Source organism: Janibacter melonis, from assembly GCF_020567375.1.
GTDB classification, from domain to species: domain Bacteria; phylum Actinomycetota; class Actinomycetes; order Actinomycetales; family Dermatophilaceae; genus Marihabitans; species Marihabitans melonis.
On record NZ_JAJBZM010000002.1, the window covers coordinates 741,676 to 761,009 of the forward strand.

The window sequence follows — 19,334 nt, forward strand, 5'->3', positions numbered from 1 at the left end:
GGCGGACCCCGATCTCATCCGGTGGTGGGATCCGCCCGCGGCGCGGGTGCAGCACGGTGGAGGGACACGCAGACGACAGCAGGGAGAGAGACGATGCACCGCCGCACCAGCCGACGCCCTAGCACCCGCCCGCGCACGACCGCCGCCCTCGGCGCGGGTCTCGCGCTCGCCATGACGGCCGCGCTGCCCGCGACCGCGAGCCCCGCCGAGCCCGGCCCCTCGGACGGGGTCGCCGAGCGCTCCACCCGGGCCCTCGAGCCGGTCGCGCCCCGCAGCTCGGCGCCCACGAGCCCGTCGGCCGCCGAGCGCCGGGGCACCGGGCAGCGGACCTTCGCCAAGCCGGTGCCGCGCAACGGCCCGGCCCGCGACGCGGTGCTCGACGCCAGCCTCGACCGGCTCGTCGACGACGGGGCCGTCGGCGTCGTCGCCCGTGTCGACCGCCCCGGGCGCGACTACGCCGGGGCCGCCGGCGTGCGTGACCGGACGAAGCCCGCCACGGCCCGCGAGGGCGACCGCTTTCGCGTCGCGAGCAACACGAAGTCGATGGTCGCGGTGCTCGTCATGCGCCAGGTCGAGCGGGGCACGTGGTCGCTCGGCACGACCGTCGACGAGGTGCTGCCGGGCGCGCTGCCCGGGCACGGCGACATCACCGTCGAGGAGCTGCTCAGCCACACCTCGGGGCTGCAGACCGGCACCGACGCCTCGCTCCTGCGCCAGATGGACGACCCGAGCTCCTGGGACGACTTCTTCGCGGCGACGGGGGCGGACTACACCGACGAGCAGCTCGTCGCCGACGCGGCTGCGCTGCCGTGGGGCCCGCGGGGCCAGCACCTGTACTCCAACGCCGGCTACGTCCTGCTCGGGATGATGCTGCGCGAGGAGACCGGTCGTGACGTCGGCCAGCTGCTGCGCACGGAGGTCTTCCGCCCCGCCGGCATGACCCGCTCGAGCTTCGCCACCCGGGTCGGCACCCCCGGCCCGATGCTCGTCGGCGCGTCGAGCACCTCGCAGGGCTGGTACTCCGAGGCCGGCTTCAACCCTGACCTCTTCTCCAGCGCCGGCGCGGTCATCTCGACCACCCGCGACCTCGGCCGCTTCACCAAGGCGGTCAACGACGGCACCCTGCTCAAGAGCTCGACGGTGCGCGAGATGCGCGTCCCGCGCGACGAGATCGGCTGGTACGGCCTGGGCATCTACCGCCTGCCCGACCCGTGCACGCCGAAGGGGGCGGCGCAGCGCTACCTCTACGGCCACGACGGCGGGTCGTACGGCACGACGAGCATGGCCCTGTCGAGCCCCGACGGCCGTCGGCAGGTGACCCTGGGCGTCACGGGCCGCTACTTCAGCGAGACCGACCCGACCCAGGCCCAGCCCTTCGACCTCATCGGGCTCTACGACCAGCTGGCCCGCGCGACCTGCTGACCCCCCTTCGCCCGACGGCTGACGTGCCGGTCGGTGCCGTGCTTGGATCGCTGTCATGAGCGAGATGCACGCCGCCGACCGGCACGACGTCATCCGGGTCCGCGGCGCGCGGGTCAACAACCTCCAGGGGGTCGACGTCGACATCCCCAAGCGGCGGCTCACGGTCTTCACCGGGGTGTCCGGGTCGGGCAAGTCGAGCCTCGTCTTCGGCACGATCGCCGCGGAGTCGCAGCGGCTCATCAACGAGACGTACTCGGCCTTCCTCCAGTCCTTCATGGGCACGCCGCCACGCCCCGAGGTGGACGAGCTCGCGGGCGTCACGCCGGCGATCGTCGTCGACCAGGAGCGCCTGCAGGCCAACAGCCGCTCGACGGTCGGCACGGTCACCGACGCCTACGCGATGCTGCGCGTCCTGTACTCGCGCCGCTCGCAGCCCCACGTCGGCAGCTCGCAGGCCTTCGCCTTCAACATCGCCAGCGCGAGCGGCAGCGGCATGCTCAAGAAGGCCGACGGGTCGGCCGAGCGCAAGACCTTCGAGGTCGTCGGCGGGATGTGCCCGCGGTGCGAGGGCAAGGGCAAGGTCTCGACGATCGACGAGTCCGCGATCGTCGACACCTCGCTGTCGCTCAACGGGGGAGCGGTCCTCGTGCCGGGCATGCCGACCGGCAGCTGGCAGTGGCGCAGCTACGCCGAGTCCGACAAGCTCGACCCGGACAAGGTGCTCGCCGACTACACGCCCGACGAGTGGCACTGGCTCATGCACCAGGAGACGACGAAGGTCCGCTTCGGGGGGATCAACTACTCCTACCTCGGGCTCGTCGAGCGGGTGCGGCGCGGCTTCATCGACCGCGAGACCGAGAGCAAGCAGGCGCACGTGCGCGAGTACGCGGCGAAGGTCGCGACGTACGACACGTGCCCGGAGTGCCACGGCACGCGTCTGGCCGAGGCGTCCCGCACCGCCACCGTCGCCGGGCGGACCATCCCCGAGTGCTCCGCGATGCAGGTGAGCGACCTGCTCGCCTGGGTCGAGGGGCTCGACGAGCCCGGTGTCGGCCCGCTCGTCGCGAGCCTCGCGGCGATGCTGCGCGGCTTCGTCGACATCGGCCTGGGCTACCTCAGCCTCGACCGCGAGTCCGGGACGCTCTCGGGCGGCGAGGCGCAGCGGGTGAAGATGATCCGCCACCTCGGGTCGGCGCTCACCGACGTCACCTACGTCTTCGACGAGCCGACGATCGGTCTGCACCCCCACGACATCCGCAAGATGAACGACCTGCTCCTCCAGCTGCGCGACAAGGGCAACTCGGTGCTCGTCGTCGAGCACAAGCCCGAGGTCATGGAGATCGCCGACCGCGTCGTCGACCTCGGGCCGGGGGCAGGTCGCGACGGCGGCACGATCACATTCGAGGGCGACGTCGCGGGGCTGCGCGCCTCGGGCACGCTCACCGGGCGCTACCTCGACCACCGGGTCGGGCTGCGCGAGCCGGTGCGCGTGGCCACCGGGCAGCTCGAGATCCGGGGCGCGACAACGCACAACCTGCGCGACGTCGACGTCGACGTGCCGACCGGGGTCCTGTGCGTCGTCACCGGTGTCGCCGGGTCCGGCAAGTCCTCGCTCATCCACGGCTCGCTCGGCGGGCGCGACGACGTGCTCGTCGTCGACCAGGGCGCGATCAAGGGCTCGCGCCGCTCCAACCCCGCGACGTACACCGGGCTGCTCGACGGCATCCGGACCGCCTTCGCCAAGGGGAACGGCGTCAAGCCGGCGCTCTTCTCCGCCAACTCCGAGGGCGCCTGCGAGATGTGCAACGGGCAGGGCGTCATCTACACCGACCTGGCGATGATGGCCGGGGTCGCCATCCCGTGCGAGGCGTGCGAGGGGCGCCGCTTCAAGCCCGAGGTGCTGCAGTACACGCTGCACGGGCTGACCATCGCCGAGGTCCTCGACCTCTCGCTCGACCAGGCCGCCGAGGTCTTCACCACCGGCAAGTCGAGGACGATCATCGCCAAGCTCAGGGACGTCGGCCTGGGCTACCTCACCCTCGGCCAGCCGCTCATCACCCTCTCCGGGGGCGAGCGCCAGCGGATCAAGCTCGCCGCCCAGCTCGGCAAGGAGCGCGCGATCATCGTCCTCGACGAGCCGACCGCCGGGCTGCACCTCGCCGACACCGAGCGCCTGCTGACGATGCTCCACGGGCTCGTCGACCAGGGGCACTCGCTCGTCGTCATCGAGCACAACCTCGCCGTCATGGCCCAGGCCGACTGGGTCATCGACATCGGCCCCGGCGCCGGGCACGACGGCGGCCAGGTCGTCTTCACCGGCACCCCCGCCGACATGGTCGCGACGGGGTCGGGCGCCACCGCCGAGGTCCTCGCGGAGTACGTCGGGGGCTGACCCCCCTTCGCCCCGGGCTGACAAAACCCTGCCAGCAGCACTTCGACGAGCCAGGACCCTTTCGAAAGGGTCCTGGCACATCAAGACCCAGCCAGCAGCCTTTTGTAGCCGGGGGGGGTAGCGGGTGGCAGTGCGACGGGAGGACCGGCGAAGGGGTCAGAGGGGCAGCTTCATCCCCACGTGGGTGGCCTCGTAGCCCAGGCGCGCGTAGAAGCGGTGGGCGTCGACGCGGTCGGTGTCGGTCGCGAGCTGTGCCAGCGAGGCACCACGCGCCCGGCCGTGGTCGTGGGCCCAGGCGAGCATCGCCGTCCCGATGCCCCGGCCGCGCCATGACGAGGCGACACGGACCCCTTCGAGCTCGAGGCGGGTGGCCCCCGCCCGCGACAGCCCGGGCACGACGCTCAGCTGCACCGTCGCGACGACGGTGCCCTCGTCGTCGCGGACGACCGCGAGGTACTGCGCCGGGTCGCCGGCGATGACGTCGTAGGCGGCCTCGTAGCGGGTGAGCTCGGGGCTCTCGCGCACGGCCGCGATCGGGTCGTCGGAGAGCAGCCCGACGACGGCCGGCACGTCGGTGCGCCGGGCCCGCTGCACCCGGTAGCGACGCCCGCCGACCTCGAGCAGCCCGCCCACGGCCTCGCTGGCCTCGGCGCGCAGCTCGGCGACGAGCCGGTCGAGCCAGCGCCCGACGTGGTGGCGGGCCTCGTCGGTGTCGGGGTAGCGGCAGCGCAGGTGCAGCCCCGACTCGTCGAGGACGAACCACAGCATGACGCCGTCGGTGCGGATCGCGGCCCCGACGTACTGCGCCTGCAGCCCACGCGAGTCGACGCGCACCGGCAGCCGGCGCAGGTCGAGCCAGGAGATGGCGAACATGCCCGGCGCGGTCGGCATGTCCTCGCCGAGGACGTCGGCGAGCGAGCAGGACCCCAGCCGCACGGCCTCGCGCACGGCTGCGGCGGCGGCGCGGGGAGAGGGGTCGTCGCTCGTGAGCACCGAGTTCGTGATGAACCACCCGGCGGAGTCGTGCCATCGCGGCTCGTAGCGGCTGTGCACGGGGAAGACCGCGCGCAGCGGCCGGTCGGCGAGCTCGCGCGTCACCCGGGTCATCGCGGCGACGACGAGCGAGAGCGTCGAGACGCCCTCCTCGGCGGCGCGCACCCCGAGGGCCGCGCTCGCGTCGACGTCGAGGACGTCGCGCACCTCGACCCGCTCGGGCTGCGGGGAGTCGCCCGGTCCGAGCGGCAGCGGGAAGCACGGCATGACCCCGCCGGCGCCGCGCATCACCTCGGCCCACCGCGCCCGCAGGTCGTCGTCGACCGGCGGCCGCTCGGCGAGGGCAGCCGTGTGCTCGGCGAAGTCGGGCGGCGCGGGCGTGCCGTCGAAGGGAGTCCGTCCGCCGCGCACGGCCTCGAGCGCCGCGAGCAGGTCGCGGGCGAGGACGAGCATCGACCACATGTCGACGTGCGAGTGGTCGGCGGCGACGACGACCGTCTGGCCGTCGGCGGTCTCGAGCAGGCACAGGCGGTGCGACGGCAGGGCGAAGGGGGTGCACGTCGCGTCGAGGACGCGGCGCAGGGCGTCCTCGACGGCCTGGCCCGGGGCGACGGGGTGCTCGACCCAGCGCCCGTCCCCGATCTCGACCTCGCGCAGCACCGGCCCGTCCGGACCGGGCTCGGCGACCGTGCGCAGCGTCCCGTGCCGCTGCACCACGGCACGCCACGCGGCGGCGAGCTCGTCGGCCGGGGGCGACTGGGGCAGGCGGAAGGACAGCGCCATCCACGACCCGGGGCGCTCCCCCTCGCCGACGTGCCGGCGCTGGTCGAAGGAGATCGGCCGCAGCCGCTCGGTCGGCACGACGTCGAGGTCGTACCCGCTGAGGTGCCCGAAGGGCAGTCGCAGCTGCGCGATGTTGGTCAGCCGCATGCGCCGTACCCTATGCCTCACCTCACGCCCGAGGACGACGACAGGAGCCACCGTGCCGCGCTTCGCCCTCCCCGGTGCCGAGCTCGACTGGGAGCTGAGCGACGAGGGCGGCGCCCCGGTCGTCCAGCTCCACGGCCTGACGTCGAGCCGCTACCGCGACCGTCTGCTCGGGGTCGACCTCGGCCTCGGGCTGAGCGGCACCCGGCTGCTGCGCTACGACGCCCGTGGTCACGGACGCTCGACCGGCCGGGCCGTGCCCGAGGACTACCGGTGGGACGCGCTCGCGCACGACCTGCTCGCGCTGCTCGACCACGTCTTCCCCGGCGAGGCGGTCCACGGCGTCGGGCCGTCGATGGGCTGCGGCACCCTCCTGCACGCGATCGCCCTCGACCCCGGGCGCTTCCGCGGGCTCACCCTCGTCGTGCCCGCGACGGCGTGGGAGACCCGGGCCGCCCGGGCCGCCGAGTACCGCGCGAGCGCCGACGTCGTCGAGCAGCAGGGCTTCGAGACCTTCGCCGCCCTCGGGGCGCTCGCGCCGCGACCGCCGGCGACCGTCGGCACCCCGATCACCCAGCCCGACGTGCCCAAGGAGCTGCTGCCGACGCTCTTCCGCGGCGCGGCCCTCACCGACCTGCCGCCGCGCGAGGTCGTCGCGAGGGTGGCGGTGCCGACGACGGTCATGGCGTGGGTCGACGACCCGGCCCACCCGGTGAGCTCGGCGGAGGCGATCGCGGGCCTGGTGCGGGGCAGCCGGATCGTCCTCGCGCGCACCCCGCAGGACGTCGCGCGGTGGCCGGCGATGCTCCATGAGCAGGTCCTCGAGACGCGCTGAGCACTCGCCTCGACGGGGGTCGTCGAGGTGGGATGGTGACCCCATGAGGTCCTACTGCGCGGTCCACGTCGACGTCGGCTACCTGCTCGCCTCGGCGGCGACGTACGTCACCGGCAGCTCCCTGCGCCGCGGGGTGGTCGTCGACTACCCGACCCTCATCGCCCGTCTCGTCGAGCAGGCCGAGACCGACTCCGGCCTGCCGCTGCTCCGGGTCAACTGGTACGACTCCGGTGCCCGCCCCGGCGGGATGCCCGACTACCAGCAGGAGGAGATCGGCCTGCTGCCGCGGGTCAAGCTGCGCCTGGGCCGGCTGTCGTACTCCGGCGACCAGAAGGGCGTCGACATCCGGATCGGGCTCGACCTCGCGATCCAGGGGCGCAACCGCGTCGCCGACGCCGTCTACCTCGTCTCCGGCGACGACGACCTCACCGAGGCCGTCGAGGAGGCGCAGAGCCACGGGGTGCAGGTCGTCCTGCTCGCCGTCGCCGATCGCGCCGGCCGCCCCCACGGCGTCTCGAAGCACCTGCGCCGCGCGGTCGACGGGCTGCTGCTCGTCGGGCCCGAGACGATCGAGGCCACCGTGCGCTCCGTCGCGATCCCGGAGGAGCTGCTCCCCGAGGGGGCGAAGGGGGAGACCCTCGAGGAGGAGTGCGCGGCCGTCGCGCCCGAGGGCGTCGACGAGGTCATGCCGGCGGCGGTGGACGACGAGGAGCCGGGCGAGCCGGCCGCCGACCCCGTCGAGACGGGGACGGCACCCCCTTCGCCCGCTCCCCCTTCGCCCGCTCCCGTGCCGGTGGCCGCGGCCGAGGCGACGCCCTCGCCCGCGACGGACGGGGCGCCGCGGCCGGGTCTGCCGAGCCCCGCGGTCTTCGCCCGGCGGCGGGCGACCGCGCTCGTGCTGCCCGGGGCCGACATGCACATGGAGGTCGCCGTCGACCCCGAGCTCGGGGTCACCGAGGAGGTCGTCGACGGCGTCGCGAAGCGTCTCGTCGCGTCGTGGTGCGCGACCTCGACGCCCGAGCAGCTCGCCGAGCTGCGGCGCGCGGCGCCGACCCTGCCCGCCGAGCTCGACCGGGCCCTGCTCGTCGACCTCGCGAGCCGCACCCAGGACCACCACGTCGACGACGAGGCCCGTCAGCACCTGCGCGACCGCTTCTGGGTGCACGTCGGGCGCGTCCGCATGGAGTGACCCGACGTGGGGTCACCCGGCGGACGCGCCCGGGGTGGTGCGGTGAGGCGTGAGCCTTTTAGAGGCGGACGAGCATCTTGCCCGTGTTGGCCCCGCCGAGCAGGTCGATGAAGGCCTGCGGTGCGGCGTCGAGGCCGTCGCGGAAGGTCTCGTCGGCCTGCAGCTGCCCGTCGGCGAGCCACTGCGTCGCGCGCTCGCGGTACTCGGCCGCGAGGTGCTCGTAGTGACCGACGATGAAGCCGCGCAGGGTGAGGTTGCGACCGATGGCGATCGCGAGGTTGCGCGGGCCGGGGGTCGGCTCGGTGGAGTTGTACTGCGCGATCGCGCCGCACATGGCCACGCGGCCGAAGAGGTTGAGGCTGCCGATCGCGGCCTCGAGGTGGTCGCCGCCGACGTTGTCGAAGTACACGTCGATGCCGTCGGGCGCGGCCTCGCGCAGGCTCTCGCGGACCGGCTTGTCGCGGTAGCTGAAGGCCTCGTCGAAGCCGAGCTCGCGCAGACGGGCGACCTTCTCGGCGCTGCCGGCCGAGCCGATGACCTTCGAGGCGCCGAGCGCCTTGGCGACCTGGCCGACGACGGAGCCGACGGCACCGGCGGCGCCGGAGACGAAGACGACGTCGCCCTGCTTCATCTCGGCGACGGCGGTCAGACCCGCGTAGGCGGTCAGACCGGTCATACCGAGGACGCCGAGGTAGGCGGAGGCGGGGGCGGCGTCGGTGTCGACGACGCGGACGCGCGCGGCGGGCAGCACGGCGTGCTCGCGCCAGCCCAGGCCGTGGACGACGTGCTGGCCGACGGAGACGGCGTCCGATCGCGAGGCGATGACCTCGCCGACGGCGCCGCCGTCGAGGGGGCCGTCGACGGCGAAGGGGGCGACGTAGGAGTCGCGGTCGTCCATCCGGCCGCGCATGTACGGGTCGACCGACATGACGGTCGTGCGCACGAGGATCTCGCCGTCGGCGAGCTCGGGCAGGTCCACGGTCTCGACGCGGAAGTCGTCGGGCGTGGGCTCCCCCTTCGGGCGGGAGGCGAGGACGACCTGGCGGGTGCTGGTGGGGGTCGAGGAGGTCACGGGCATCAGTCCTGGGCGACCGTGACGGTCACGTCGATGTTGCCGCGGGTCGCGTTGCTGTAGGGGCAGACCTGGTGCGCGGCGTCGGCGAGCTGCTGGGCGGCCTCGGCGTCGAGGGCCGGGAGGGTCACCTCGAGCTCGACGGCGAGCTGGAAGCCCCCGTCGTCGGTCGGGCCGATGTGGACGCGCGAGCCGACGGAGGAGTTGCTGACGTCGGCCTTCGTGCGGCGGGCCACGGCCTGGAGCGCGGAGTGGAAGCAGGCCGCGTAGCCGAGCGCGAAGAGCTGCTCGGGGTTGGCGCCCTGGCCGCTGCCGCCCATCTCGGTGGGGATGGCCATGTCGAGGTCGAGGCTGCCGTCCGCGGTGCGCGCGTGGCCGTCGCGGCCGGCGCCGGTGGCAAGGGCCTCAGCGGTGTAGAGGGTCTTCATGATGATGCTCCTTCGTGGGACAAGGGGGTGGTGGTCTGGTCGGCAGGGGCGCCGGAGGCCGCGTCGCAGAAGCGGCGGGCGAGGCTGCGCAGCATGCTCAGCTCGTCGGGGGTCATGTCGACGGCCGCGAAGACGCGCCGCTGCAGGGCGGCGATCTCGTGCTCGAGCTCGTGACCGTGCTCGGTGAGGTGCACGGTGACCTGACGGGCGTCGGTGCTCTCGCGACGACGCTCGACGAGGCCGAGCGAGACCATGCGGGTGAGCAGGGGCGAGAGCGTGCCGCTGTCGAGGCGGAGCGCGGTGCCGAGCTCGGAGACGGCCTGGCCGTCGCGCTCCCACAGGGCGAGGAGGGTGACGTACTGCGTGTAGGTCAGCCCGAGGTCGGCGAGCGACTCCCGGTAGGCCGAGGTCGCCGCCCGCGACGCCGAGTACAGGGCGAAGCAGAGCTGCTCGTCGAGGGGGTGGGAGTCGGCCATGCACACAAAGATTGCACACAACTGAGTTGTGCGCAACTCAGTTGGTGGGGAAGGGGTGGTGGTCTCGAGGCTCGGGCGCAGAGCGCCCTCGCACCTCGACCATCGAGGGGCGCTGCTATGCCTCGGCGAGGAGGGCGCGGACGGCGCGCTCGACGACGGCCTGCTCCTGGGCGGGGGTGCGCGGGCGCCGGGCGCGGGGGACCGTGAGGACGCGGCCCTCCTCGTAGAGGTCGATGACCCGCGGGTCGATGTAGGACTTCCGCGCGATCGTCGGGGTGTTGCCGAGGTAGTCGGCGACCTGCTCGACGGCCTGCTTGATCGCCCGGCGACGAGAGGCCTGGGTCCGGCCGTCCTCGCTCGACTGCGAGAGGGCGACGGCCGCGTGCACCGTCGCGTGCCACGTGCGGAAGTCCTTGGCCGTCACCTCCCCGCGGAAGAGCTCGGCGAGGTAGCCGTTGACCATCGCGGCGTCGAGGTCGCTCCACAGCCGCCCGTCCTTGTAGACGAGCAGCCGGTCGGAGCCGCCGCGTCGGCCGCGCATCACCTGCAGCGAGGCGGCGACGTCGACGTCCTCGACGGTGATCGACTGCTGGATACCGCCCTTGCCGACGAAGGTGAAGAGCAGCGCCCCCTTCGCCCGGCGCACGTGCGTGCGCTGCAGCGTCGTCAGCCCGAAGGACCCGTGCTCGTCGGTGTAGCTCTCGCTGCCGATCCGGAAGTAGCCGAGGTCGAGCAGGCGTACCGCGGTCGCCGTCGCCCGCGTGATCGGCATGCCGTCGAGCGCGAGGTCGAGAGCGAGCTGCTTGCGCACACGCGGGAGCCGGGCCGCCGCGGCGAGCACCCGGTCGTGCTTCGCGGCGTCGCGCTTCTCGCGCCAGTGCGGGTGGTAGAGGTACTGCCGCCGCCCGGCCGCGTCGGTGCCGACGGCCTGGATGTGCCCGTTGGCGAAGGGGGAGATCCACACCTGCTCCCACGCGGGCGGGATGGCGAGCGCCCGGATCCGCGCGACGTCCTCGGCCGACAGCCGCTGCCCGTCCGCGTCGACGTAGGAGAAGCCCCGCCCGGCACGCCGGCGGGTCCACCCCTTCGCGCTCGGCGACACGGTCCGCAGCCTCATCGCTCGATGATGGCAGCGCGGGAGGCTCCGGACGGCCGGTGCGAAGGGGGGGCGTCCAGGGTTCGGAGGACGCCGCTGGTGGTCTTCCGGTCGGACCTCGGCGCCGGGGCTCCCTCGCTCAGCCCGTGCGGTGCACCTTGTGCGCAGCGGCCTGCGCGAGCGGGCGCACGGTGAGCTTGTCGACGTTGACGTGGTGGGGGAGCGCGGCGACCCACGACACGCACTCGGCGACGTCCTCCTGGGTGAGCGGCTCCTCGACGCCCGCGTAGACCGCATCGGCCCTGGCCTGGTCGCCGTCGAAGCGCACGAGCGAGAACTCGTCGGAGCGCACCATCCCGGGCGCGATGTCGCACACCCGCACCGGCTCGCCGTTGAGCTCGAGCCGCAGCGCGTCGGCGACGAAGGCCTCGGCGGCCTTCGCCCCGCAGTACCCCGCCCCGCCCTCGTAGGCCACGTGCGCCGCGACGGAGGTGATCATGACGACGGTGCCGCGGCCGGAGCGCAGGGCGGGCAGCAGGGCCTTCGTCACGGCGACCGTCCCGATGACGTTCGTCTCGTACATCGCGCGCCACGCGTCGAGGTCGGCGTCGGCGACCGGCTCGAGCCCGAGGGCGCCGCCGGCGTTGTTGACGAGGAGGGCGACCTGCGGCCCCGCGGCCTCGGCGAGCGCCGCGACGTCGTCGGCCTTCGTCACGTCGCACGTCACCGCGCGCCCGCCGATCTCAGCCGCGAGCGCTTCGATGCGCTCGGTGCGTCGGGCCGCGAGGACCACGTCGTACCCGTCGGCGGCGAGGCGCTGCGCGCACGCCTTGCCGATCCCGCTGCTCGCCCCGGTCACCACTGCCACGCCACGTGAGGTCATGGGCGCGAGCCTAGGACCGGGTGGCCGAGACCTCGACGCGGGTCGTGCGGGTGAGGCGCAGGGCATGTCGATCGGAGACTCGGTCGCTGCCCCGTACGTACGGGGCAGCGACCTAGTCGGCAGGACGGGGTGTCGGTGCGGCTCAGCCCCAGGCGGCGAGGAGCGCGGCGCCGCTCGCCCAGGTGGCGCCGGCGCACACGAGCGCGAAGCTGCCCTGCCACACGGCCCCCGGCACGCTGGTGAGCCGGGCCATCGCCGAGGAGTCGCTGCCCGCGTCGCGGGAGCGGACGGTGGCGCCGAGGTGACGCCACGCCCCGACGAGCAGGAGCAGGCCGAGGCCGACGAGCACGTGCTGCTGCACTACGTCGTCCCGCCACCACCACAGCGAGCCGCCGGCTGCGAGGACGGCGAGGACGACGACACCGGTGAGGGCCGAGCGCACGTAGACGAGGGAGACGAGCAGGGCGAGGAGGGTCAGGGTGAGCACCGGCGCGGCCCAGCCGCGGGCGGCGGCGAGCACGAGCACCGCCCCCGCGACGGCTGGCGCGGGGTAGCCGGCCCACGTCGTCGCGGCCAGGCCCGGGCCGCGCGGGCGCCCGACGGTCACCGTGTGGCCCGACATGTCGGGGCGCAGGACGAAGCCGGTGAAGCGGCGACCGGAGAGGACCCCGACGACGGCGTGCCCGAGCTCGTGGACGAGCGTCACGCCGAGCCGCAGGACCCGCCAGGCGGGGGACCAGCCGACGGCGAGCGCGGTCACCGCGAGGACGACGAGGACGCCCTGGGGCGCGAGCAGCTCGGTGCGCGCCGCAGGGGACCAGCGCTGCGCGAGATCGGCCCACTCCACGGGGTCACCGTAGGGCTGCCCCCTGACCGCTCCCTGGGGCCCCTCGGTGCGAGGATGACGAGATGGCCATCGATCGCTTCGACGGCGCCATCCTCGGCGTCGGCACGACCTCCGGGGTCCGGGTCGTCGTGGGGCGCTGGGAGGGCTCGCCGCTCGGCGCCTTCGCCGACGTCATGCTCGCCACCGCCGACGACCAGCGGGTGCTGCTCGCCCCGGACGAGGCGGTCGCCGAGTACGTCTCGCAGACCTACAACTTCGACGAGGTCGTCCACTGCCCGGTGACCGTGCGCGACACCGGCGACGGCGCGAGCCGCAGGTGGCACGTCAGCGCGGGCGAGCTCGTCCTCGACGTCGTCCTCGGCGGGCGCACCGCGACCGGCCGGCTGCTGCGCCCGATCCCCACCGCGCTCGCGACGAGCCGTCCCGTCGCCGTCCTCGCCGACCCCTTCGCCCGTCTCCTCCACCCCGGGGTGCGCACGGTCGGCACCGCCGGGGGCGGGCGCCGCGAGTACTACGGCGCGCGCGACCAGCACGCCGTCGAGGCCGTCGCGGGCAGCTGGCGCGGCGTCGACCTCGGCCGACTCGCCCCGGTTGACCCGCCGCCGCGCTTCGGCTTCAGCAGCACCCCCCGCACGCCGAGCCTGACGAGGGTGCGCACGACGATCGTGCGCAGCTAGGTCGTAGGGTCGTGAGGACCCGATCCCCTGCGGAAGGACCCTCATGGCACACGTGCTCATCATCGGCGGACACGGCAAGGTCGCACTGCTGGCCGCCCCTCTCCTCGTCGCGGACGGGCACCGCGTCACCTCGCTCATCCGCAACCCCGACCACGCCGACGAGGTCGCCGCCACCGGCGCCGACCCGAAGGTCGCCGACGTCCAGGAGCTCGACACCGACGCGATGGCCGAGCTGCTCGAGGGCGTCGAGGTCGTCGTGTGGTCGGCCGGTGCCGGCGGCGGCAGCCCCGAGCGCACGTACGCGGTCGACCGCGACGCCGCCGTGCGCAGCATGGACGCCGCGGCCCGCGCCGGCGTCGGGCACTACGTCATGGTCAGCTACTACGGCGCCGGGCTCGACCACGGCGTCCCCGAGGACGACGGCTTCTACGCCTACGCCCAGTCCAAGGCCGAGGCCGACGAGCACCTGCGCTCGAGCCGGCTCACGTGGACGATCCTCGGCCCGAGCGGGCTCACCCTCGACCCCGGCACGGGTCGGATCGACGCCGACGCGACCGAGGGCGGTCAGGTCCCGCGGGCCGACGTCGCCGCCGTCATCGCCGGGACCGTCCGCGAGGGCGCGCGCCTGGGTGGGGTGACCGTCGAGTTCAACACCGGTGAGACCCCGGTCGCCGAGGCGCTCGCCGCCCACCGCGCGGGCTGAGGTCCGACGTGCCCGACCTGCACCCCCGACTCCAGACCCAGCTCGACCTCGTCACGGCGCGCAACCCCGGCGAGCCCGAGTTCCTCCAGGCCGTCCAGGAGCTCATGCTCAGCCTGAGCCCCATCGCCGGCCGCCGGCCCGACTACGCCCAGTGGTCGGTGCTCAAGCGGATGTGCGAGCCCGAGCGGCAGATCATCTTCCGCGTCCCGTGGGTCGACGACGCCGGCGAGGTGCAGATCAACCGCGGCTTCCGCGTCGAGTTCAGCTCGGTGCTCGGGCCGTACAAGGGCGGGCTGCGCTTCCACCCCAGCGTCAACATCTCGATCGTCAAGTTCCTCGGCTTCGAGCAGGTCTTCAAGAACGCGCTCACCGGTCTGCCGATCGGCGGCGGCAAGGGCGGCTCGGACTTCGACCCGAAGGGGCGCAGCGACGGCGAGGTCATGCGCTTCTGCCAGTCCTTCATGACCGAGCTGCACCGGCACATCGGCGAGTACACGGACGTCCCGGCCGGTGACATCGGCGTCGGGGCGCGCGAGCTGGGGTATCTCTTCGGGCAGTACAAGCGGATCACCAACCGCTACGAGTCCGGGGTGCTCACCGGCAAGGGGTTGTCGTGGGGCGGCTCCCGGGTGCGCACCGAGGCCACGGGGTACGGCACCGTCTACTTCGCGCAGGAGATGCTCGCGGGCCGCGGCGACTCCTTCGACGGCAAGCGCGTCGTCATCTCCGGCTCGGGCAACGTCGCGACGTACGCCGCGCAGAAGGCCGAGCAGCTGGGTGCGACGGTTGTCGCCGTCTCCGACTCGGGTGGCTACGTCGTCGACGAGTCCGGGATCGACGTCGCCCTGCTGCAGGAGATCAAGGAGCAGCGGCGCGAGCGGCTCACCGAGTACGTCAGCGCGAAGGGGGCCTCGGCCCACCACGTCGCGGACGGGTCGATCTGGGACGTGCCGTGCGACATCGCCCTGCCGTGCGCGACCCAGAACGAGCTCACCGGGCGTGACGCGAAGACGCTCGTCGAGGACGGGGTCGGGCTCGTCGCCGAGGGCGCGAACATGCCGTGCACGACCGACGCCGTGGAGGTGCTGCGCGACGCGGGCGTGCTCTACGCGCCGGGCAAGGCGAGCAACGCCGGCGGGGTCGCGACGAGCGCGCTGGAGATGCAGCAGAACGCCAGCCGCGAGTCGTGGGGCTTCGAGGAGACCGAGGCGAAGCTGCGCGAGATCATGAGCTCGATCCACGAGCAGTGCGTCGCGACCGCCGACGAGTACGGCGACCCCGGGAACTACGTCATGGGCGCCAACCTCGGCGGCTACCTCCGCGTCGCCGACGCGATGGTCGCCCTCGGCGTCGTCTGAGCCGCTCAGCCGAGGAAGGACTGCACGCGGTCCTTCGGGCGGCCGATGATCGCGCGGTCGCCGCGGACGAGGACGGGGCGCTGGAGCAGGCGGGGGTGCTCGACGAGCACGGCGACGACCTGGTCCTCGCTCGCGACGTCGTCCTCGCCCAGGCCCAGCTCCTTGAAGTGGTTGTCGCGCCGCACGAGGTCGGTCACCGGGTCCTCGAGCTTGCCGGCGAGCTCGCGCAGCGCGGTCTCGTCGAGCGGGTCCTTGAGGTACTGGACGACCTCGACGTCGGCGCCGGCCGCCTCGGCGACCTCCACCGCGTGCCGGGAGGTCGAGCAGCGCGGGTTGTGCAGGAGCGTGATCTCAGCCATGACACCGACGATAGGGCCGCGGACCCCCGTCGGCGCGGCGGGTCGGCGACCGGCTCAGCCGCGGCGGAAGACGGGGACGTCGCTGCTCGAGACCGACGGCTCGAAGCGGTACCCGCCGCCGTCGAAGTCGCGCAGCGCCCGCACCGAGCGCACCCGGTGCTGCACCATCCACGCGGCCATCTCGCCACGGGCGCGCTTGGCGGGGAAGGAGATGACGCGCCACCGCCCGGAGCGGTCCTGGTCCTCGAAGCGAGGCGTGACGACCCGCGCGTCGAGCGCGTCGAGGTCGACCGAGCCCGCGTACTCCTGCGAGGCGAGGTTGACGACGACCTCCGGCCCGGGCGACTCGGCGAGGTCGGCGGCGACGAGGTCGGTGATCTGCGAGCCCCACCACGCGTACAGCGAGTCGCCCCGCGGCGTCGCCAGGCGCGTGCCCATCTCGAGGCGGTAGGGCTGGACGAGGTCGAGCGGGCGGAGCACCCCGTAGAGCCCGGAGAGGATGCGCACGACCTTCTGCGCCTCGGTGAGGTCCCGGGCGTCGAAGCGCTCGCGCGCGTCCATCCCGCGGTAGACGTCGCCGTCGAAGAGGTAGATCGCCGGCCGCGCGTTCGTCGTCGTGAAGGGCGTCTCGAAGTCCTCGTAGCGCTGCGCGTTGAGCCGCCCGAGCTCGGGGGAGATGTCCATGAGGTCGCCGATCTCCTCCGGCGACTTCGTGCGCATGACCTCGACGAGCTGCTCGGCCTGCTCGAGCATCCGCGGCTGCGTGTGCTTGCGCGTCGGCAGCGGCGAGTCGAGGTCGAGGGACTTGGCGGGGGAGAGCAGCGCGAGCACGCCACGACGCTACCCGGCCGGGCCGGCTGTCGGCGACGTCGGTGAGGATGGGGCGGTGAGCTCCTCCCTTCGTGTCGCGTCGTACAACGTCAACGGCATCCGGGCCGCGCACCGCCGCGGCTTCGGCGAGTGGCTGGCCCGCCGCGACCCCGACGTCGTCGCCCTGCAGGAGGTCCGCGCCCCGGCGGCGGCGATCCCCGAGGGAGCCTTCGGCGACCTCCACTGCGTCTACGAGCCGGGGCAGATCCCCGGTCGCAACGGCGTCGCCGTGCTCACCCGCGAGGCCCCGACCGCCGTGCGCACGTGGGACGGCACCGCCGTCGTCATCGCCCCGGGCCAGGAGCAGCACGTCGTCGAGGCGCCGCCCGGCACCCTCGCGCGCGGCATCTCGCGCTATGCGACCGAGGGCCGCTACGTCGAGGTCGACCTCGCCGACCGTCCCTTGACGGTCGCCTCGCTCTACCTGCCGAAGGGGGGTCTGCCGGCCGAGCTGCAGAAGCCGGGCCGGATGCGCGAGGCCCCCGACGGCGGCGCCCGCTACGAGCGCAAGATGCACTTCATGGACGCCTTCGCGCGCCAGCTCACCCGCTCGCGCAAGGCGGCGCTCGCCGCCGGGCGCGACTTCCTCCTCATGGGCGACCTCAACGTCGCCCATCTCGAGCACGACGTGCGCAACTGGCGCCGGGCTCGTCAGTCCGAGGGCTTCCTGCCCGAGGAGCGCGAGTGGATCGACGCGATCATCGGGCCGCGCACCCTCGTCGACGTGCTGCGCTCGCACGTCGGTCCGGCCGACGGCCCGTACTCGTGGTGGTCGTGGATGGGCGAGGCCTTCGCCAAGGACGTCGGCTGGCGCATCGACTACCACCTCGCGACCCCGCGGCTGGCCCGCACGGCCGTGGCCGCCGGGGTCGACCGCGAGCCGTCCGCCGACGCGCGCGTGAGCGACCACGCGCCCGTCGTCGTCGACTACGCGACCTGACCTCGGAGCCGGGGCGGGGCGGTCAGTCGCCCGCGATGTCGAAGACCCACTTCCCGCCGTCGCTGACGCCGACCCGCCAGCCCATGTACCCGGTGCCGGCCTCGCGCATCTGCTCCGCCTGGGCGGGCGTCAGCAGACCGGCGTCGACGACCTCCTGCCACGCGGTGTCGCTGTCGGCCCAGTACGGGGTCGCGACGCGGGGCCAGACCCGGTAGGTCGCGTAGGCGGTCTTCTGCGTGCCCCACTGCGTGCCCATGGCGACGGCCGTCCAGCCGTAGCGGTGCTCCGGGTCGTCGGGCAGCGCCCACGCCTGGCGCGGGGTGGTGATCCCGAAGCTCAGCCGCGTCCGGTCCCGGGTCGTGCGCCACACGAGGGCGTCCTGGCGGCAGCCGACGGTGTCGGTGCGGATCGCCTCGGCGGTGCGGCGGGCCCGGTCGGGCAGGGCCCAGCCCGAGCGAAGCCGTGAGGTGACCTCGCTGCCGCTGCACGTCGGCGCGGTGGCGCCGCTGTCTGCCGACGGGGCCGCGGCGGACGGCGCGGCGGTGGCGGCGGTGGCGGCGGGCGCGGCGAGCGCGAGCAGACCGAGCGCGGCCGTGGCGGTGATGAGGTGATGACGCATGGCGTTCCCCTTCCTCTCCGGCGCCCGGGCGGGCGCCGCGAGCCCCCTGCGGGCTCTCCTCCTACGACGTCGCAGGTCGCCGACGGGTTCGGGGTGACCCTGGACGAAGGGGGGCGCTCACCCCCTTCGCCCGCGCCGACGGCGAGAGGATGGCGGCCATGACCTACCGAGTGGACGAGTACCAGGCGGCTGCGGGCCGCTACGCGCACGGCGCCGCCGCGACGAGCGGCACGGGGATGGTCTACCGACGGTGCGGGGCCTCGGGCCTGGACCTGCCGGCGATCTCGCTCGGGCTGTGGCACAACTTCGGCGACGACGTGCCGATGGATCGCCAGCGCGACATCCTGCGGCGTGCCTTCGACCGCGGCGTCACCCACTTCGACCTCGCGAACAACTACGGCCCGCCGTACGGCTCGGCCGAGCGCAACTTCGGGGTGCACCTCGAGCGCGACCTCCGCCGCTACCGCGACGAGCTCGTCATCAGCAGCAAGGCCGGCTACGACATGTGGCCCGGTCCGTACGGCCAGGGCGGCGGCTCGCGCAAGTACCTCGTCTCCAGCCTCGACCAGTCGCTGCAGCGGATGGGGCTCGACTACGTCGACATCTTCTACAGCCACCGCTTCGACGAGACGACCCCGCTCGAGGAGACGATGGGCGCGCTGGACTCGGTCGTGCGCGCGGGCAAGGCGCTCTACGTCGGCATCTCCAGCTACTCGGGACCGCGCACCCGCGAGGCCATCGCGATCCTGCGCGACCTCGGCACCCCGCTGCTCATCCACCAGCCGAGCTACTCGATGCTCAACCGCTGGGTCGAGGAGGACCTGCTCGACGTCCTCGGCGTCGAGGGCGTGGGCTGCATCGCCTTCAGCCCGCTCGCCCAGGGGATGCTCACCGACAAGTACCTCGACGGCATCCCCGAGGGATCGCGGGCCGCGCAGGGCAAGTCGCTCGACCCCTCGCTGCTCACCGACTCCGCGCTGGCCCACGTGCGGGCGCTGAACTCCATGGCGCAGGACCGCGGCCAGAGCCTGGCCCAGCTCGCGCTGTCGTGGGTGCTGCGCGACCCGCGGGTCACCTCCGCGCTCATCGGAGCCAGCAGCGTCGAGCAGCTCGACAGCAGCCTCGACGCGCTCGGGTCGCTCGACTTCGAGACCGAGGAGCTCACGGCGATCGACCAGCACGCGGTCGAGGCCGGGATCAACCTCTGGGCGCCGAGCAGCGCGCACTGAGGCGGGACGGCACGTCGTG

At 73.8% G+C, this 19,334-nt stretch carries 19 protein-coding genes; 9 read left to right on the plus strand and 10 right to left on the minus strand.

Features of this window, described 5'->3' with window-relative positions; translation table 11 throughout:
• The first annotated feature begins 93 nt into the window (after positions 1-93).
• Both LIV55_RS09685 and LIV55_RS09690 read left to right on the plus strand, forming a co-directional pair.
• Complete coding sequence (locus LIV55_RS09685; RefSeq protein WP_229300041.1) at positions 94-1,422, plus strand: serine hydrolase domain-containing protein; 1,329 nt, start codon at positions 94-96, stop codon at positions 1,420-1,422.
• 64 nt (positions 1,423-1,486) lie between these two features.
• Positions 1,487-3,814, plus strand: coding sequence for an ATP-binding cassette domain-containing protein (locus LIV55_RS09690; RefSeq protein ID WP_229300367.1), 2,328 nt, complete (start codon positions 1,487-1,489; stop codon positions 3,812-3,814).
• Positions 3,815-3,970: 156 nt separating this feature from the next.
• On the opposite strand, the gene LIV55_RS09695 is transcribed toward LIV55_RS09690, so the two are convergent.
• Positions 3,971-5,737: a GNAT family N-acetyltransferase gene (locus LIV55_RS09695; protein ID WP_229300042.1), complete on the minus strand. Its 1,767-nt coding sequence runs from the start codon at positions 5,735-5,737 to the stop codon at positions 3,971-3,973.
• 52 nt (positions 5,738-5,789) lie between these two features.
• On the opposite strand from LIV55_RS09695, the gene LIV55_RS09700 reads away from it, so the two are divergent.
• Complete coding sequence (locus tag LIV55_RS09700) at positions 5,790-6,569, plus strand: alpha/beta fold hydrolase (RefSeq protein WP_229300043.1); 780 nt, start codon at positions 5,790-5,792, stop codon at positions 6,567-6,569.
• 43 nt (positions 6,570-6,612) lie between these two features.
• Entirely contained in the window at positions 6,613-7,758 is a 1,146-nt protein-coding gene (locus LIV55_RS09705; protein ID WP_229300044.1) for an NYN domain-containing protein, read from the plus strand.
• A 58-nt stretch (positions 7,759-7,816) separates the two neighbouring features.
• On the opposite strand, the gene LIV55_RS09710 is transcribed toward LIV55_RS09705, so the two are convergent.
• From LIV55_RS09710 to LIV55_RS09735, 6 genes are all read right to left on the minus strand, one after another.
• A complete protein-coding gene (locus LIV55_RS09710) occupies positions 7,817-8,836 on the minus strand; it encodes an NADP-dependent oxidoreductase (RefSeq protein ID WP_198150291.1) in 1,020 nt (339 codons plus the stop codon).
• A complete protein-coding gene (locus LIV55_RS09715) occupies positions 8,836-9,258 on the minus strand; it encodes an organic hydroperoxide resistance protein (protein WP_229300045.1) in 423 nt (140 codons plus the stop codon). Before LIV55_RS09715 ends, LIV55_RS09710 begins: the two co-directional genes overlap by 1 nt.
• Positions 9,255-9,734 carry a MarR family winged helix-turn-helix transcriptional regulator gene (locus LIV55_RS09720; protein ID WP_229300046.1) on the minus strand — a complete coding sequence of 160 codons (480 nt, stop codon included), beginning with the start codon at positions 9,732-9,734 and terminating at the stop codon, positions 9,255-9,257. Before LIV55_RS09720 ends, LIV55_RS09715 begins: the two co-directional genes overlap by 4 nt.
• A gap of 115 nt (positions 9,735-9,849) precedes the next feature.
• Complete coding sequence (locus LIV55_RS09725; RefSeq protein ID WP_229300047.1) at positions 9,850-10,851, minus strand: DNA topoisomerase IB; 1,002 nt, start codon at positions 10,849-10,851, stop codon at positions 9,850-9,852.
• A 118-nt stretch (positions 10,852-10,969) separates the two neighbouring features.
• Entirely contained in the window at positions 10,970-11,713 is a 744-nt protein-coding gene (locus tag LIV55_RS09730) for an SDR family NAD(P)-dependent oxidoreductase (RefSeq protein WP_229300048.1), read from the minus strand.
• Between the two features lie 142 nt (positions 11,714-11,855).
• Complete coding sequence (locus LIV55_RS09735; RefSeq protein WP_229300049.1) at positions 11,856-12,560, minus strand: M50 family metallopeptidase; 705 nt, start codon at positions 12,558-12,560, stop codon at positions 11,856-11,858.
• A gap of 62 nt (positions 12,561-12,622) precedes the next feature.
• Here LIV55_RS09735 and LIV55_RS09740 point away from each other — a divergent pair, with 62 nt between their 5' ends.
• The 3 genes from LIV55_RS09740 to gdhA are packed head-to-tail and all read left to right on the plus strand — an operon-like array spanning position 12,623 to position 15,298.
• Positions 12,623-13,237 (plus strand): hypothetical protein, encoded by a 615-nt coding sequence (locus LIV55_RS09740; RefSeq protein WP_068271126.1) that lies wholly within the window; start codon positions 12,623-12,625, stop codon positions 13,235-13,237.
• Positions 13,238-13,280: 43 nt separating this feature from the next.
• Positions 13,281-13,940 (plus strand): NAD(P)H-binding protein, encoded by a 660-nt coding sequence (locus tag LIV55_RS09745; protein ID WP_229300050.1) that lies wholly within the window; start codon positions 13,281-13,283, stop codon positions 13,938-13,940.
• A gap of 17 nt (positions 13,941-13,957) precedes the next feature.
• Positions 13,958-15,298 carry an NADP-specific glutamate dehydrogenase gene (gdhA, locus tag LIV55_RS09750; protein ID WP_229300368.1) on the plus strand — a complete coding sequence of 447 codons (1,341 nt, stop codon included), beginning with the start codon at positions 13,958-13,960 and terminating at the stop codon, positions 15,296-15,298.
• A gap of 5 nt (positions 15,299-15,303) precedes the next feature.
• On the opposite strand, the gene arsC is transcribed toward gdhA, so the two are convergent.
• Both arsC and yaaA read right to left on the minus strand, forming a co-directional pair.
• A complete protein-coding gene (gene arsC, locus LIV55_RS09755) occupies positions 15,304-15,657 on the minus strand; it encodes an arsenate reductase (glutaredoxin) (RefSeq protein WP_229300051.1) in 354 nt (117 codons plus the stop codon).
• 54 nt (positions 15,658-15,711) lie between these two features.
• Positions 15,712-16,488 carry a peroxide stress protein YaaA gene (yaaA, locus tag LIV55_RS09760; RefSeq protein WP_229300052.1) on the minus strand — a complete coding sequence of 259 codons (777 nt, stop codon included), beginning with the start codon at positions 16,486-16,488 and terminating at the stop codon, positions 15,712-15,714.
• A 55-nt stretch (positions 16,489-16,543) separates the two neighbouring features.
• On the opposite strand from yaaA, the gene LIV55_RS09765 reads away from it, so the two are divergent.
• Positions 16,544-17,467: an exodeoxyribonuclease III gene (locus LIV55_RS09765; RefSeq protein WP_229300053.1), complete on the plus strand. Its 924-nt coding sequence runs from the start codon at positions 16,544-16,546 to the stop codon at positions 17,465-17,467.
• Positions 17,468-17,489: 22 nt separating this feature from the next.
• Here the strand turns inward: LIV55_RS09765 and LIV55_RS09770 are convergent, their stop codons facing one another.
• Positions 17,490-18,086 (minus strand): hypothetical protein, encoded by a 597-nt coding sequence (locus LIV55_RS09770; RefSeq protein WP_229300054.1) that lies wholly within the window; start codon positions 18,084-18,086, stop codon positions 17,490-17,492.
• A gap of 158 nt (positions 18,087-18,244) precedes the next feature.
• Between LIV55_RS09770 and mgrA the strand changes: the two genes are divergently transcribed.
• Positions 18,245-19,315, plus strand: coding sequence for an L-glyceraldehyde 3-phosphate reductase (gene mgrA, locus LIV55_RS09775; RefSeq protein WP_308012904.1), 1,071 nt, complete (start codon positions 18,245-18,247; stop codon positions 19,313-19,315).
• The last annotated feature ends 19 nt before the right edge of the window (positions 19,316-19,334 follow it).